The sequence below is a fragment of the Mobiluncus sp. genome (assembly GCF_985070215.1).
The window spans coordinates 21,647-37,210 of sequence record NZ_CFKZQR010000007.1; the positions used below are offsets into that span (position 1 = coordinate 21,647).

The window sequence follows — 15,564 nt, forward strand, 5'->3', positions numbered from 1 at the left end:
TGCCCTGCACAGGTTTAGACTGGGCAACGATGAGCGAAACAGTAAACTCCGCACCCCCAGGGACACCGAATGAAACGGAGCAACGTTTTGAAACGGAAGTCATGCCGTTTTTGAATCAGCTCTATTCCGGCGCGCTGCGTCTGACCAGGAATCCACACGACGCCGAAGACCTGGTTCAAGAAACCTTTTTGAAAGCCTTTCGAAGTTTCGATTCTTTTCAGGAGGGAACGAACCTCTTGGCGTGGCTTTATCGCATCATGACCAACACTTTCATTAATTCTTATCGCAAGAATCAGCGTCGACCGCGCACGGAAACGATGGCTGAGATTACGGATTATCAGCTGGCTCAAGATAATTCCAATCGAGAAGCCCGTTCGGCGGAGTCTCTAGCTTTGGATCGTCTGGGGACCCAAGATATCCTCGATGCCCTCGATTCCCTACCCGATGAATACCGCGAAGCGGTGTATCTAGCCGATGTGGAAGGTCTGGCTTACAAAGAAATCGCGGAAATCCTCGATATTCCCTCCGGGACAGTCATGTCCCGTTTGCACCGGGGACGGACGAAGCTGCGGAAAATGTTGAGTGAGCGTGTGGAAACTGAGGTGATGGTGCCATGAGCGAAGAAAACCTTGATTCACAGACGCCCCCCGCGTCTGAGTTCGACTGCGACTGCGATACCGTGACGCAAAATATGCGTGAAATCATGAACGGGGAAATGAACTTGCTCACCGCCCAACATTTCCACGAGCATCTGCGCCACTGCCCGAACTGCCACGAGGAATCCCTGCGGGTGGAGCGTTACATCACGTTGCTGCGGCAATCCTGCCGCTGTGAAGCTCCGATTGAGCTGCGAGAACGCATCATGATAGAGATTCGTAAAATCGGTTAGCCGCACGGATTTTTCGAAGCACTACAACGCCTCCGGGTTTGCGGGAAGGCCGGGAATGTGTGAAAATAGGCAGGTTGATTACGAACTTCAGAAGGAGGCTGTTATGTCGAAACGCGGTCGCAAGCGTCGGGCGCGGTCCAAGAGTGCCGCTAATCACGGCAAACGCCCCAATGCTTAAAGCTTGAACGGCGGGTGCGGGATAGTGAAAACTTCCCGCACCCGCAGTGTTTTTAGACTGAAGGACCCGAAACGCAGTTTTCCCCGGAAGAAACGATATCTTCCGGGGAAAACTATGACTGCTCTTAGCGGGCGAAAGCGCGCGACACTAGGTCAGCGGCCTGCTGCTTGTGTACGGAAGCCAAACCGGTAGAGGGAGCGGCCATCGCCGGGCGAGACACCACGCGAATCGGGCGGTCGCCGATGAAGGCATCCTGGTGTATCTTCAGGAAGCTCCAGACCCCCTGATTTTCCGGTTCGTCCTGCGCCCACACCAGTTCAGCGTTGGGGTACTGTGCCAAGATCGGCTTCAGATCCTCGTGTAGCGGGTAGTACTGTTCCAATCTCACGATTGCTGTGGTTTTGTCACCTGTCTTGGCGCGTTCGGACGCCAAGTCGTAATACAACCGGCCGGTGCAAATCAGCACGCGAGTCACCGCATTGGGATCCAGATTTCCCTGGTCGCCAATGACCCGTTGGAACTGACCGGAAGTGAAATCTTCCACCGAAGACACCGCCGCTTTCAAACGCAGCAGCTGCTTGGGAGTAAAGACGACCAGCGGGGTCCGCGGCCGACGATAGGCCTGCTCACGCAACATATGGAAGTGGTTAGCCGGAGTGGAAGGCTGGACAATCCACATATTGTCCTGAGCGGCCAAACTCAACCAACGTTCAATACGCGCCGAGGAGTGGTCGGGCCCCTGGCCTTCAAAGCCGTGGGGCAGCAACAGCACCAGAGAGGAGTGCTGATGCCACTTCTGTTGAGCCGAACAGATGAACTCGTCAATCATGGTCTGGCCGCCGAACGAGAAGTCTCCGAACTGGGCCTCCCAAATAGTGAGAGCTTCCGGGCGTTCCACCGAATAGCCGTACTCGAATCCCATGGGCGCGTACTCAGACAGGGACGAGTCGTAAATCATGAACTTGCCCTGTTTGTCGCTTAAGAATTCCAGCGGGGTCCATTCCTCACCAGTCTTGAAGTCGTGAGCGACCGCATGACGCTGCACGAAAGTCGCGCGACGAGCATCTTCACCGGACATCCGAATGGGAGCGCCCTCCATCAGGATTGACCCGAACGCTAACAGCTCACCGAATCCCCAGTCGATATTGCCTTCACGAGACATCTGTTGACGCTTTTCGTAGAGCTTTTCAATCTTGGGGTGCATGGTGAAGCCTTCGGGGTAATCCACGTGCGCATCGCCGATAGCTTCCACTACATCCCGCGGAATGGCTGAAGTCCAAGCAATCATATCGTCGGACTCGTCGGTCTGAGCGGCGGGCAGGGTCCAATCCCAGTCGTTGCCGCCCTGTTCGCCTTGCCGCGTCGGGGTGTAGCCCTTTTCCTTGGTTTCCTCAAAAATCTTTTCCAGTTTCTGGTGGTAATCCTCTACCGCCGCTTGCGCTTCCTCATCCGAGAGATCGCCACGGCCAATCAGGTTATTCATGTAAACCGTGCGGGTGGTTGGATGGGTGTCAATGAGGTGGTACATCACCGGCTGAGTCATCGACGGATCATCGCCTTCGTTGTGCCCGCGGCGACGGTAACAAATCAGGTCAATGATGACGTCCTTGTGGAACTTTTGCTGGAAACGGTAAGCCAGACCAGCTACCCGCGTGACCATCTCAGGATCGTCAGCGTTCACGTGGAAAATCGGCACCTGCAAGCCTTTAGCCAGATCAGTGCAGTAGTTTGTGGAACGGGCATTGGTCGGAGAAGTCGTGAAACCAATCTGGTTATTCACGATGATGTGCACCGTCCCGCCGGTGGCGTAGGCCTTGAGCTGGCTCATGTTGAGCGTCTCATAGACGACGCCCTGACCGATGAAAGCTGCGTCGCCGTGAATCAGCACGGGAAGGTAACCGTAGTCGCCCTCGATACCGACTTTATCCTGTTGAGCTCGGACAATACCTTCAACCACCGGGTTCACAGCTTCCAAGTGAGAGGGATTAGCCGCGATATAGACGCTGGTGGTCTTGCCCTCGTACGACTCGTAGATGGACTCGGTGCCCATGTGATACTTCACGTCCCCGGAGCCCTGAACTGAACCGGGATCCATGTTGCCTTCAAATTCGGCAAAGATCTGGTTGTTAGTTTTACCGGCCACGTTCACCAGCATGTTCAACCGGCCACGGTGAGCCATCCCAATGGTCACCCCAGCCAAGCCATCATGAGCGGCATCGTCCATAATCCGCAACATCAGAGGAATTAGCGATTCGCCGCCCTCCAAGCTAAAGCGCTTTTGACCGACATACTTGGTCTGCAAGAAGTCCTCGAAGGCCTGCGCCGCATTCAAACGGTTCATAATGGCGTGACGGACTTCTTTGCTCGGCGGCTCGTAGGGACGCTCAATTTCCTCCTGCATCCAGGTGCGCTGTTCGGGGTCTTGAATATGCATGTATTCGATGCCCGCAGTACGAGTGTAGGTATCACGCAGCTGGGTCATGATGTCGCGCAGCTTCATGTCAACATTGTGTTTGTCGCCCAGTCGTCCCACCGGGAAATACCGATCCAAATCCCAGATAGAAAGCCCGTAGGCCCCGAGTTTCAAGTCTGGATGGCGACGCACCCGATAATCCAGGGGATCCACATCCGCAATCAAGTGTCCACGGGAACGGTAAGCGTGGATGAACCGCGTAATTCGCGCGTCTTTGGACAGCTCCCCGGGCCCGCTGTAATCGTTGTTACGCGCCCAGCTGAAAGGCGCGTAGGGAACCTTCATGGAATCAAAGACACGTTCGTAGAATCCGTCTTCGCCCTTGAGTTTCTTTTCGATTAGCCCCAGGAAAGAGCCGGACAGGGCCCCTTGAATGACCCGATGGTCATAGGTCGAAGACATGTGCATAATCTTGCCGATACCGGCCTGAGCCAGCTGTTCTTCCGAAGCACCGGCCCATTCTGCCGGGTAATTCGTCGCCCCGACCCCGATGATGCAGCCCTGGCCCTGCACCAGGCGAGGCGACGACATGAGGGTACCCAAGGTTCCCGGATTGGTCAGGGTCACCGTGCAGCCGGAATAGTCTTCCATTCCCAGCTTGCCGTCACGAGCCTTTTTCACGAGTTCTTCGTATGCGCGGACGAATTCTTCAAAAGACAGGGTGTCGGCTTTGTGGACGACCGGCGTGACCAGCAGACGCGAACCATCGTCCTTGGGCAAGTCAATCGCCAGTCCAAAACCAACGTGCGCGAAATGGTCAATATGCGGTTTACCGTCCTCCAGGCGGTAGCGCACGTTGACGTCAGGAGTTTCCACCAAGGCTTCCACGATGGCGTAGCCAATCAAGTGGGTAAAGGATACTTTGCCGCCGCGAGTCCGCTTCAGGTGGTCATTAATCTGGGTACGATTCTCAATCAAAACTTTCGCCGGAATCTGGCGGTAAGACGTCGCGGTCGGCACTGATAGCGAAGCATCCATATTTTTCGCAATCGCGGCGGGAACACCCTTCAGCCGTTCGGAACGATCCTCCCCTTTGACGGTGGCCTTTGCCGCATCATAATGCTGCTTTGCCACCATTGCAGCGTAGGGCGAAGTCGGAGCGTGAACGACCGAACGTGGCAGTGGCGGGCGATCGGAGTGTTGGGCATCAAGACCGGTGGGGCGGGATTCCTCACCAGATTCAGCTGTTTCACCGGCTTCTGTGAGTTCGGAAGCGGTGCCAGCGGTGGCACCCGGCAGCAATCCCAGGCTTTCCATCTGTTGGAAATACGACTGCCATTCGGGGGGAACTGAACTTTTATCCGCGAGGTATTGGGCGTGAAGCTGTGCAATAACTTCTTCGGAGGCTGAATTATTCGACGACTGTGTCTCGGCCACTGTATTTTCCCTTTCAAGGTCATTGGAAATTTTTTCCGTTGTGCTCCTAATTTAGGACTTTTAGCCTAGGAATTTCACCTTATTTCTCAGCCCTTGACAAAGATTTACTATAGTTCGAGTTATCCTTGGGGATTTGCGGACTTTCCCTTTTCAGTAGGCTGACGGAATCTCGGTCAAGAGGCTTCGGAAGGACGCCAAACGCAACGCTAGTTCCGGGTGTCCATCCAATAGGCAATCCGGGGAGTCCGCACCGTGAGTGCAGCCTCGCGGACAGTCCCGGGCTATCGCGTAAAGTTCCGGGAATCCGCGCAGCAATCCCGCCGCATCAACATGTGCCAAACCAAAAGAGCGCACTCCGGGAGTGTCGATAAGCCACCCTTGTGCAGCCACCGGAAGGGCGACCGCCGAGGTCGAAGTGTGCCGGCCTTTACCGGTTACTTCGTTGACTGTCCCAGTCGCCCGATTTGCGCCCGGCACCAGCGCGTTCACCAGGGTAGATTTGCCGACCCCCGAGTGGCCTAGCATTACCGTGATTTCACCGGTCAGCTGTTTCTGGAGCGCCACCAGTCCCCGGGCGACAGTGGGGGCCGGTGCGGTCTGGGGGCATGTCTCGGCTAGTGCTAGCGCCGGAACAGCGGGTTCGTAGAGGTCTCTGTTCAGGGCAAACACTGTTATTCCGATAGCTTCGTAGTCCGCGATAAGTTCCTGGGCGGAATCCAAGTCCGTTTTCGTCACCGCCAGCAATGGGGTGACTTTCGCGTCCAGAGCCGCCACTATCGCCCGGTCAATCATGCCGCGTTTCGGTTCTGGGTCACGCGCTGCGACCACGATTAGCATCTGAGTGGCATTGGCGACGATGAGTTTTTCGCGCGCTCCGGCCTCGGATTCGTCAAAGCTGCGGCGCAGGACGGTTTGGCGATCTCCCAGGGTGACGATGCGAGCCAAAGTGTCGGGAGTGCCGGAAGTGTCTCCTTCCACGCCCACCCGGTCCCCTACGATGACGCCCTTTCGCCCCAGCGCCCGGGCTTTAACAGCTTGCACCATGCGGTTTGCGCCAAGCGCTACCGTAAAACGACCCCGATCCACGGCGATGACCATACCGGGCTCAGCGTGCGCAAAACTGGGACGTTTCTTAGTGCGGGGGCGGCTGCCTTTCCCCGGACGTACGTGTACTCGCGGATCATCCGTGCCAATGTCGCGGCGACTCAAGAGGCTGCTCCCAACAGGTGTTCCCACATTTTTGTGAAATCTGGCAGAGTTTTGGAGGTGGCGCCGATATCATCGATTTGTACCGGGTAGTACAATCCTAGGAGCGCCGCAAAGGTCGCCAGCCGATGATCCCCGTAACTGTGCAGCAGCAGCGGGGGAGATTCCGAGTCTTTGTCCCGAAGCCGGGAGGGACTGACACCGGTAATCACGAGGTCGTCCTCCGGGGTGATTTCGCAAGGAATACCGATGGTCGTGAGTTCGGTGCGCAGCGCTTCGAGACGGTCCGTCTCGTGACCCCGCAGGTGGTGCAAACCGCGCAATCGGGAGGTTCCGGGGGCGAAGGCGGCCAAAGCCGCCACGGTGGGAACCAGCTCGCCCACCGCGGTGAAATCGGCGTCTATCGGCCATAGCGGACCTCGACTGGAAACCGTCAACACTCCGTAGTTCCACTCCACGTGCAGGCCCATTCTCGGCAAAATCTCCAGCCAGGCTGCTCCTGCCTGCGTGGTGTTCGCGGGCCAAGTGGGGATAGAAATCCGCCCCCCGGCAATACCTGCCAGAGCCAAGAACGGTCCCGCGTTCGAGAGATCCGGTTCGATGAGAACGTCCTGACCCAAAACCGGCTCTGGGGCCACATGCCAGAAAGGCTTGCCCTCCTCGGACAGACCCTGCGCAACGGTAACTCCGTGTTGAGACAGGCATTCTAAAGTCATCTCGATGTGTGGCAGCGAAGGTAGCGCCGCAGTTTTGGAACGAACGGTACAGCCATCGGGCAGCAGCGGCGCAGCCAGCAACAGAGCTGAAATAAACTGCGAGGAAGCTGTAGCATCTATGGTGACTTCCGCGGCGGGGCGCCCCACGGGAGGATAAATCGTGCAGGGGAATACCCTCCCATCCGGGGATTCGTACTCGACATGGGCTCCCCACTGAGTCAGAGCATCCAACAAAGGCCGCATCGGGCGCGTATTTGCTTGTGTATCGGCGACCAACCGCACGGCGCGCCCCAATGCCACCGCCACAGCGGGGATAAAACGCATGACAGTTCCAGCCAAACCGCAATCCACCGTAACGGGAACATTATCCCGCAAACCACCCGGAGAAACTGCGGAAGTTGACTGCGACCACAGTTGGGTCAGAGGGGTAATCTGTACCGGTTGGTCCACAACTGGGGGCCACGGCTCGATAACCGCCCCCAACGAGCGCAGCGCTTGCACCATGAGGTCCGTGTCGCGGGCGTACAGAACCCCCGTGAGAGAGGCCTCAGTATCGCTGATGGCACCGAGCAACAATTCCCTGGCACTCAAAGACTTTGAACCCGGCAGCGTCACCGCACCGAAAACGGGACCTTTCGCGTGGGGAGCCCGCCAAACTGTTGCTTGCATAGGTTCAGCTTAATGGAAAAATCGCGCCGTTGACCGTTTTACAGCCCTTCAAGGGATAGGTTTAGAACATGAGTAGTCGCTGGGAGGAAGATTTACAGTTAGCCCTGATTATGGCAGACCAGGTAGACGCCCTGACCACCAAGCGTTTCTTGGCTCCCGATTTGGAAGTCAGCGATAAACCGGATTTGACGCCGGTAACCGATGCGGATAAAGCTGCTGAAAAACTCATCCGGCGGCATCTGTCACATTCGCGAACTCGAGATGCCATCGTGGGCGAGGAAGAAGGCAGTACCGGTTTGGCAGCCCGAAAATGGGTCATCGACCCGATTGACGGTACTGCGAACTTTCTCCGCGGGGTTCCGGTGTGGGCTACTCTCATTGGGCTGATGGAGGACGGCAAGATGGTGATGGGGGTGGTTAGTGCGCCCGCCCTAGGGTTTCGGTGGTGGGCTGCCGCAGGCAGCGGGGCGTGGACTGGGCGGTCGCGTTCCTCGGCGCGTCAGTTGCAGGTTTCACGTATTTCTAACCTGAATCAGGCTTCCTTCTCCTACGCGCTCATCGGCGAATGGGCCGAGGCTCATCGTTTGCGGGGCTTCATGAATCTCTCTCAGCAGGTATGGAGGACTCGTGCCTACGGCGATTTTTGGTCCTATATGCTGCTGGCAGAAGGCGCGGTGGACGTTGCGGCGGAACCGGACTTGAACCTGTGGGACATGGGGGCGCTCTACCCCATCGTGACCGAAGCTGGCGGTAAGTTCACGTCCCTCACCGGTGAGGATGGCGTGAACGGGCCGGGGGCAGTAGTTACCAACGGCCGTCTGCATTCCCAAGTTTTGCAGTATATCGGCTCAGAAACAGACTAATTTGTGAGGTTTGCAAAACTCTTAAATTTTCGCCTTCGGGGTTGCTCTTATGCTTGAGTCATGAAGTTTTTACACACCTCTGATTGGCATCTCGGCCGGGACTTTATGAACTATGACCTAGCCCCCTACCAGGATTACTTCCTGGAGCAAATCCTGACGCAAATTGAAGCGCACCGTCCCGATGCTTTGCTGATTTCGGGCGACGTATTGGACAAACCCAATCCGAGTGATGCGGATTTGGACAAATTGTCCGGTTTTTTGAATGAGGCACGACAAATGACTCGAATCATCCTCATTGCCGGTAACCACGATGGAGCCTCCCGGCTCGGTTTTGCCAAGGGATTCACTCTGCCGGAAGTCAATATCGTGACGAAAGCTGCCCAGGTTGGTACCGCTATCGAGGTCCCGGGACCCGACGGTGAACTCGGTGCGCTGGTCTACCCCATCCCCTACCTGTCTCCCTACCAGGATCGCGCGGAGCTATCCACGTGGGTTGATGAGGACGGATTTCGTCAGGTTGAGGACATGGCACCGTTCCTCCCGGGGAACCCGGCCGTGCTGTTTGCCGAGCTACTGCGTGGCATGGGGGAAGACCTGCGACAACTCAATACCGCGATGAAAGCTGCCCAGGACGGCACGTTTCCTGATCCCGACAGTGAACTCGGAGCACGGGTCTACTCCTTCCCCGAACTACCTCTGCATCTGGAACGGACGGAGCTACCTCCGTGGATCGGTGCTGACGGGATTTGTCATTTCGATGAGCCGGCACCGTTGCTCCCAGCAAAACCGGAAGTGCTGTTTGCGGCAGCGCTGCTTCGCATCGGGAGGGACCTGAAACGGAGGAACACGGACGTGCCGGTCCTCGCGATGGCTCATGACTATCTAACACAGGTCGATCCGAATAAAGAAGTGGAACCGCTGGGAAATCTCTCTCCGATCCCGGTTTCTATGTTGGATTATTTCGCCGGAGGCCCGGAAGGATACAACGGCATTGATTATCTAGCACTGGGACACATTCACGGGGCGTATCCGGTAGATGGCACTGAAGCCACGGCCTGGTACGCGGGGTCTCCTCTGCCTTATCGGGTTAGTGAGAGCAACGAGAAATGCACCCTTTTGGTCGAGGTTCACCCCGATCACCAGGTGGAGGTCGAGAAGCTACCCTTGATAGTGCCTTATAAAGTCACACGACTACAGGGCAGTATTGAGGACCTCACGAACCCGGACGACTCCCGCTACCAGTCCTGGCATCAGGCCTTTTGCAGCATTAACCTGACTGAAACGACCTTGCCGCCAAACGCTTATAACCGACTGAAAGCGGTTTTCCCGCGAATGTTGAAGCTCACCCATTCCCAGGGCACTCTGAACGGGACGCTGCAATCTGGCGCAGAGTTTCGGGAGCTTTCTGAGTTAGAGATTGCCACCGAATTCTTACGTACCTGTGGCATTGACACAGAGGAAGACCTTGCTTTGCTAAACGAAATATATGAAGACACTGTTGGGGGGACAGAGAAATGAAATTCCATAAACTTACTCTTGAAGGGGTGGGAAGTTTTTACGAGCGCACCACCTTGGACCTGGATGCGCTGGCCGAGTCGGGACTGTTCTTAATTACGGGCAATACCGGATCGGGTAAGTCCACTATCCTGGACGGAATTGTCTACGCTCTGTATGGGGACGTAGCCGGTGAGAGAGATTCCACAACAGATCGTATTCTCTCCTACTACTGGGACAAGGACTACCCTCCTGAGGTCGTACTGGTGTTCTCAGCCCACGACAAGTTCTATGAGCTGCGTCGCACGGTGACCTTTACGAAGCCAGGGCGTAAGTCTTTCACTCAATCCATAGCCCAGCTCAAGGTGTCAGATACCCCGGATTTTGACAACGTTACCGAACCCATTGCGATAGGTAGAGACGTAACGAAAGAGGTAGTGAGTATCCTCGGCCTGGAGAAATCACATTTTCTGCAGACGGTGATACTTCCCCAAGGCCAGATTCAGCAGTTCCTGACCGCAGGGGCTGCCGAACGGCATGAGGTTTTATCCAATCTTTTCGGGGCGGAATGCTTTATTGCCATGGAAAAAGCCGCTAAGGAACGTGCCTCTCAAGGCAAGGAAACCACCAAAGAGTACACCAGACGTCTAGGTGAGCTTCTCACAACTGTGTATGCGGATCTTTCCAACATTGAGATTACTGGTGAAAATGAAACCGCTTGGAGCAAAGCATTGGAGGAATTTGCAGTGGCAAAAGACGGGGCGGCGCAGTCGATTTCCGCCTTGGAGCAAGCCGGAGAGCCCCTCTTTGCTAGCGCCGCCAAAATTTTGCGCGAAGAAGCCACTAAGGTTACAGACGCCGCCGAGCAAGCTCAGAAAAAATACCAAGCAGCTCAGACAAAACTCACTACAGCGGAAACCGAGCAGAGCGTCATCTCAGAGGCACGACGGATGACTGAAAGACTTGCCGAACTTTCCGAAAAGACAACCGAAATTGAACAACTGGACCAACGCAACCAGAAAGCCGTGCATGCCAACGCCGTCATGGACAGCGAGAAGGCAGAGCAGAAACCTTACCGGTCAGCCGAGCACCAGCGTGCCAGTATTCTTGGTTCTTTGACACAGCTGGTCGATAACGATACGGATTTAGCCGAATTTAGGGACCGAGTATCCAAGCTGTCGGACACAAAATTGCAAACCTGGTTAGAAGGGGAGGAACCCAGCACCAATTTGTCTGACCTGCGCGATGAGATGAGCGAAAAGATTAATGACAACCAAAAGAGGCTGGAGGCCATCAAAGCCAATCTCTCCCTTCAGAGTCAAAAAACTACCGCTGCCAACAGTAAGGAAGAACAGCTGAAGTCTCTGCGCAGTCAGATTCGCCAGCTCAGCGACACCGCTAAAAAAAACACAGAAACGCTGGACAAACAGCGCCAGATACTGCGAGAACAGAAGCAGCTTGCGGACGGGTTGCCCAGCCGGCAGACAGAGTTGAAAAATGCTCAGGAGCACCACGATTGGGCAAAATCGGCTGAAAAGTTAGCCAAGGATTTGAAAGCTGCCACGAAAAATGCTGCCCGGCTGCAAGAAAGCTACGACCGGGCACAGGAAAACGCCGAGTCCGTTTTGCGAAAATGGTCTGATACCGCGGCGTCTCGCTTGGCGGCACAGTTGCAGGACGGGGAGTCATGTCCGGTCTGCGGTTCTCTGGATCATCCGCATCCCGCAGCCGAAACGGCTGACAAAACAACCTTTCAGGACTATGAAGCAGCTGCGAGCGAAGCCAAAAAAGCTCACGACAAGCTGTCTGACGCAAACAATAAGGAAACTGAGATTAGCGCCAGATTGCAAACAGTTACGGATCAGCTCCAGGGCCGGGATATAAAGTCCTTGGCTGCTGCCCTCGCTGACGCTGAGAAGGCCGTCAGTGAATCCGCCGTAGCTAGCAAGCAAGTACCCAAGTTGGAAAAGACAATTTCCGAACTGGAAGAATCAGACAAACAAAACCAAACCGAGCGTGAAAAACTCATCAAACAGGAAGCAGGATTAAGCTCGGAGGTTGAAAATCTCCACGAGGATATTCAGGCGCTTGCTGACAAAATTCGAGCGGAGTTGGCGGATTTTGGTTCCAATTCTGACCCGCAAGACTTGTTAGATACGAACCAGCACAGTCTGGACGCGGTCAAACAGCTCGCCAAGTTTTATGATTCCTGGCTGCCAATCCGCCAAGAGTGGATTAGCGCTCATGAAACGTTGCGCAAGTCATTGACAGACCACGGTTTCAAGTCAGTAGCCGAAGCCCAGACCTATGCCAAACCTCGCCAGCTTCTGGAGACTGACCAAGAAACAGTTTCTTCTCACCGCAACGAAGTAGCCGAACTGCGCGCGAAACTGGATACCGACGTGTACCGAGACAAAGCTGCAGTCAAGCCCCCCGACCTGGAGAGCCTTCGAGCAGCTACCGAAGCCAGCAAGCAGGAGTATCACTCTCTCACCCAACAGTCGGCGTCTTTGGATAGTTCCCACCAAAATTTGTGCACCCACAAGGAAAGGTACGAACAGACCAAACAGGAATGGGACGCAAAAGCGTCAAAGATTGCCGGCTATGAACGTTTATCTCAAGTACTCAATGGGGAGAACACGATGAAAACTACTTTGAGTGCTTACTACTTGAGCAAGCGTCTGGGACAGGTGACTTTTGTAGCTAACCAGTTGATTTCTGATGTGTCCGGGGGATACTACGAAATCAGGCATAACGAAAACTATGAGTCGGACCGCAATCAGAAATATCACGGACTGGGCATCGAAATGTACAACGGCGCTCAGGACAAGGTGGTACCGCCAAAGTCGCTGTCCGGGGGCGAAAAATTTTACTGTTCACTCGCTATTGCCTTGGCGCTTTCCGAAGTCGTGCAACGAGAAAGGGGCGGCATCACCCTGGAAAACATTTTCATCGATGAAGGTTTCGGCACCTTGGACAATGACACCAGAGAGGCAGTCATGTACACGCTGCATAGTCTGCAGAAGGAGGGAGGACGTTGTGTAGGAATCATCTCACACGTCAGTGAACTGCAAGAGGAAATTCCCCTCCAGGTTCAGGTGCGAAACTACCACAGCGGCAACACCACGGAACTGAAACCAGGCGGGAAACGCAAGATTGGCTCCTACCTACAAATCAACGGTTTGGATACGGTCTAGCTCAAGCCCAGGAATTCTCGCAGGACCTCGAGTTCGGAGCCGTCGAACCACAACAGTTCCGGAAACTCTAAGTCCTGGGTGGACTCCCCCGCCCCTGCCGCACGGGCGGCCTGCCCCGCGCGTAGCTGCGCTAGTTTTGCCACTTCTGCGCCAGCCGCCGGCTCGTCTACATGGTAGGAAACCACTTCAGAATACTGAATCGGTCTGGTCAGGATGTATCCTCCAGCCAATTCCGGGTGGCAGGGTTGCAGGTCCGTGTCCGCGACTTCCGCCACCGCCACCACCCGGAGCGGCTGGGAGCTTTCGGTTTGCGCGTCTAAAGATTTCAAAGCGGCGGCGTGTAAAGCCTCATCTTCCGCCACCTCTCGATCCTCCCCGTGCAGCTTACTGGGAGCAGGAAAACCGGCAGCGGCGCACCAGGCCCCGTCCACGACCGTGACCGGCGCACCCTCCCAGGTCTTGTCCTGTAGGGATTGGGGACACAGCGCAATGTAGGCACGAATCGTTTTCGTCCGTTGGAGGGCTTCACTCATTTTCTGGTTCCTTCTGTTCGCCACGTTTGAACTTCAAAAGTTTGCTCTCCCGAGTCCTGCTCCGTCCCGAGCCGCGCCGAGGAAGCAAACCGAGTTGTTTAAAAATTTCATTCTGCAGCCCTTCCAGGTCCTCCAGAACCGCAGCGTGAGGATTCGCCGTCATCACATCACAAGCAGCCACCAGAGCACGGTCAAAATCTTCTCCAGCTTCTCGCACCACCGTCACCGGCAGGTTTGAAACCGAAGCGGACACCACACGAACTATGGAATTGCGCCAGTTCGCCCCTCCCACGGAAGCCCTCCCGCGATTCACTACCGCCAACGTCGGGCAGCTCCAAAGTTCCTGTTCACGAGCCCAATTGTGGTTGACCAGCAGCCGGCGAATCCCCACCGGGTCAGCCAGACCAACTTCCACCACCAAGTCGGCAACGTCAAACGCTCCTAAGGCAGCCCCGTAACGAGTCGGCCCCATAGCCGCCAGCAAATCCGACTGGTCGTCTGCACCACTCGCCAAATCCACCAGAATCCAGCGGTAGTTAATCCGAGCCATCTCTAAAAGAGCTGACAACGCGTGCTGGCCGACCTCACGCCACCGCTCCGCCTTGGTCAGTCCGGTCAACAAATCAACTCCGAAGCCCACCCGCGTCACCAGCTGCGGAAAACTTTCTGGCTTTAGCTTTCCTTGTTCCGCTAAACGACAACCGGTCACCACCCCGGAAGTGTCTAAAGCAATCCCCAGCATCTGTACCAGAGACGACTCGACCGTATCGGCATCGACCAGCAGAACCCGACCAAAGTTACGTAAACGCGAGGCTATGTTCAAAGCTAGCGTAGACTTTCCCGGTGCGCCCACCGGACCCCAAAAAGCGACAATCTGACCTATTGAACCGGCCAATTCAGCATTATCGTTACCGAATTCCTCACGAGGGTTGGGAGGCGGCGGAGGCATCAGGGTGGACATCATCTGTTCCAGCAGACGGGCTGCCTCACTCTGTTCAGGCTCTTCCACTCGGGGATCCGCTTTGGCTAAAACCGAAATCCCCCCGTGGCTGTTCAACTGATCCACGTCCTCCAGAGGGGCAAAGGCAATGATAGCAACATTTTCAGCGGCTAGTTCCTGGACGGTGGCTCCCTCCAGTTCCAGCATCTCGGTATCCACCGCTACCAGCTGCACCAGGTGCGCCTTGGCTATCGATAATAGCTCCGTGGCGTCACGGCAGCGCCGGATGACTTGCAGGGGCAGAGAATCTGACTCAATGGTCCTGATGATGTCCGCTTCCAAATCTGGATGCAGGCAAGTCGCCACCCCGATAAAACTCATGATGCCACCGGTATCGCCATCAGCGGGGTTTTTGTACCGATAGCGGCCAAGATAGGAGACAAGTCCTCTTCCGGTACGCTGATTTCTACATTCGTTTTGTTCTTCGACCCGAGCGCCGTTTCCGAGTTTTTTTCCGCCAGGAACACGGCTTTATCTGCCAGCTTTTGAGCATTTTTCAACGGGAGATTCTTGTCAAAGACACTGGCTGATTTTTCGTCAGGGAGTTGCCAAATTTCGAGGTAATCTCCCTTTTTTACACTGCTTGGCAGGGGTGCTGCTAGCTCAAGGACAATCCGTTTGTTGTAGGGTTCGGTTTGGCTCAGCGAGGTTTTGGGGAGCAGCTGTCCGCCGGCAATAGTTTGCACGACCACGCTGCCTTCCTTTAGCTCGCCTTCACGCAGGTACAGACCCGCTGCCCGCCCCGGGTTTGCCGAAATAACTTCAACATCACTGGATTGCACGGTATGTCCCGCAACGAGGGTTGTTTTTGCCACCAAGTAACCTTCCAGGTGGCTGGCCAGCCGCACCGTAACTATGACCAGGATTACAGCCAGTACCATCAGGACGATTCCCAGTGCGGTACGCCGATTCAAGTACCGAGATTTGCTTGATATTTCCGAACCAATGGGCATACAGGCCTCCCTGAAT

The 15,564-nt window shown here is 55.6% G+C and carries 12 protein-coding genes; 6 read left to right on the plus strand and 6 right to left on the minus strand.

The genetic code is table 11. The features are described 5' to 3' along the window. Positions 1 to 29 precede the first annotated feature (29 nt). The 3 genes from AC5LBQ_RS02590 (at position 30) to AC5LBQ_RS02600 (ending at position 1,067) form a co-directional block, all read left to right on the plus strand. The gene (locus AC5LBQ_RS02590; protein ID WP_493264539.1) at positions 30 to 617 is read left to right on the plus strand and encodes a sigma-70 family RNA polymerase sigma factor; all 588 of its coding nucleotides are present in this window, start codon (positions 30 to 32) and stop codon (positions 615 to 617) included. Beyond that, positions 614 to 889 carry a zf-HC2 domain-containing protein gene (locus AC5LBQ_RS02595; protein ID WP_493264540.1) on the plus strand — a complete coding sequence of 92 codons (276 nt, stop codon included), beginning with the start codon at positions 614 to 616 and terminating at the stop codon, positions 887 to 889. Before AC5LBQ_RS02590 ends, AC5LBQ_RS02595 begins: the two co-directional genes overlap by 4 nt. 103 nt (positions 890 to 992) lie before the next feature. Then, the gene (locus tag AC5LBQ_RS02600) at positions 993 to 1,067 is read left to right on the plus strand and encodes a 50S ribosomal protein bL37 (RefSeq protein WP_370446369.1); all 75 of its coding nucleotides are present in this window, start codon (positions 993 to 995) and stop codon (positions 1,065 to 1,067) included. Positions 1,068 to 1,191: 124 nt separating this feature from the next. On the opposite strand, the gene AC5LBQ_RS02605 is transcribed toward AC5LBQ_RS02600, so the two are convergent. The 3 genes from AC5LBQ_RS02605 to aroA all read right to left on the minus strand — a co-directional run bounded on the left by AC5LBQ_RS02605 (position 1,192) and on the right by aroA (position 7,508). Continuing rightward, entirely contained in the window at positions 1,192 to 4,917 is a 3,726-nt protein-coding gene (locus tag AC5LBQ_RS02605) for a multifunctional oxoglutarate decarboxylase/oxoglutarate dehydrogenase thiamine pyrophosphate-binding subunit/dihydrolipoyllysine-residue succinyltransferase subunit (protein ID WP_493264541.1), read from the minus strand. Between the two features lie 150 nt (positions 4,918 to 5,067). After that, on the minus strand, positions 5,068 to 6,126 hold the full coding sequence (rsgA, locus tag AC5LBQ_RS02610) for a ribosome small subunit-dependent GTPase A (RefSeq protein ID WP_307741857.1): 1,059 nt from the start codon (positions 6,124 to 6,126) through the stop codon (positions 5,068 to 5,070). After that, positions 6,123 to 7,508 carry a 3-phosphoshikimate 1-carboxyvinyltransferase gene (gene aroA / locus AC5LBQ_RS02615; RefSeq protein WP_493264542.1) on the minus strand — a complete coding sequence of 462 codons (1,386 nt, stop codon included), beginning with the start codon at positions 7,506 to 7,508 and terminating at the stop codon, positions 6,123 to 6,125. Before aroA ends, rsgA begins: the two co-directional genes overlap by 4 nt. A 68-nt stretch (positions 7,509 to 7,576) precedes the next feature. Here aroA and AC5LBQ_RS02620 point away from each other — a divergent pair, with 68 nt between their 5' ends. Genes AC5LBQ_RS02620 through AC5LBQ_RS02630 form a run of 3 tightly spaced genes read left to right on the plus strand, consistent with a single transcriptional unit; the run spans position 7,577 to position 13,062 of the window. Beyond that, on the plus strand, positions 7,577 to 8,371 hold the full coding sequence (locus tag AC5LBQ_RS02620) for an inositol monophosphatase family protein (RefSeq protein WP_297346141.1): 795 nt from the start codon (positions 7,577 to 7,579) through the stop codon (positions 8,369 to 8,371). A gap of 60 nt (positions 8,372 to 8,431) precedes the next feature. Further along, positions 8,432 to 9,889, plus strand: a complete 1,458-nt coding sequence (locus AC5LBQ_RS02625) for an exonuclease SbcCD subunit D (RefSeq protein WP_493264543.1) — start codon at positions 8,432 to 8,434, stop codon at positions 9,887 to 9,889. After that, positions 9,886 to 13,062 carry an AAA family ATPase gene (locus tag AC5LBQ_RS02630; protein WP_493264544.1) on the plus strand — a complete coding sequence of 1,059 codons (3,177 nt, stop codon included), beginning with the start codon at positions 9,886 to 9,888 and terminating at the stop codon, positions 13,060 to 13,062. The genes AC5LBQ_RS02625 and AC5LBQ_RS02630 overlap by 4 nt, the downstream gene beginning before the upstream one ends. Here AC5LBQ_RS02630 and AC5LBQ_RS02635 read toward each other — a convergent pair. Genes AC5LBQ_RS02635 through AC5LBQ_RS02645 form a run of 3 tightly spaced genes read right to left on the minus strand, consistent with a single transcriptional unit; the run spans position 13,059 to position 15,548 of the window. Beyond that, entirely contained in the window at positions 13,059 to 13,595 is a 537-nt protein-coding gene (locus tag AC5LBQ_RS02635; protein WP_493264545.1) for a DUF6912 family protein, read from the minus strand. The genes AC5LBQ_RS02630 and AC5LBQ_RS02635 overlap by 4 nt on opposite strands. Next, a complete protein-coding gene (locus AC5LBQ_RS02640) occupies positions 13,588 to 14,916 on the minus strand; it encodes a CpaE/TadZ family protein (RefSeq protein WP_493264546.1) in 1,329 nt (442 codons plus the stop codon). Before AC5LBQ_RS02640 ends, AC5LBQ_RS02635 begins: the two co-directional genes overlap by 8 nt. Beyond that, positions 14,913 to 15,548, minus strand: coding sequence for an SAF domain-containing protein (locus AC5LBQ_RS02645; protein WP_307741863.1), 636 nt, complete (start codon positions 15,546 to 15,548; stop codon positions 14,913 to 14,915). Before AC5LBQ_RS02645 ends, AC5LBQ_RS02640 begins: the two co-directional genes overlap by 4 nt. Between the last annotated feature and the right edge of the window lie 16 nt (positions 15,549 to 15,564).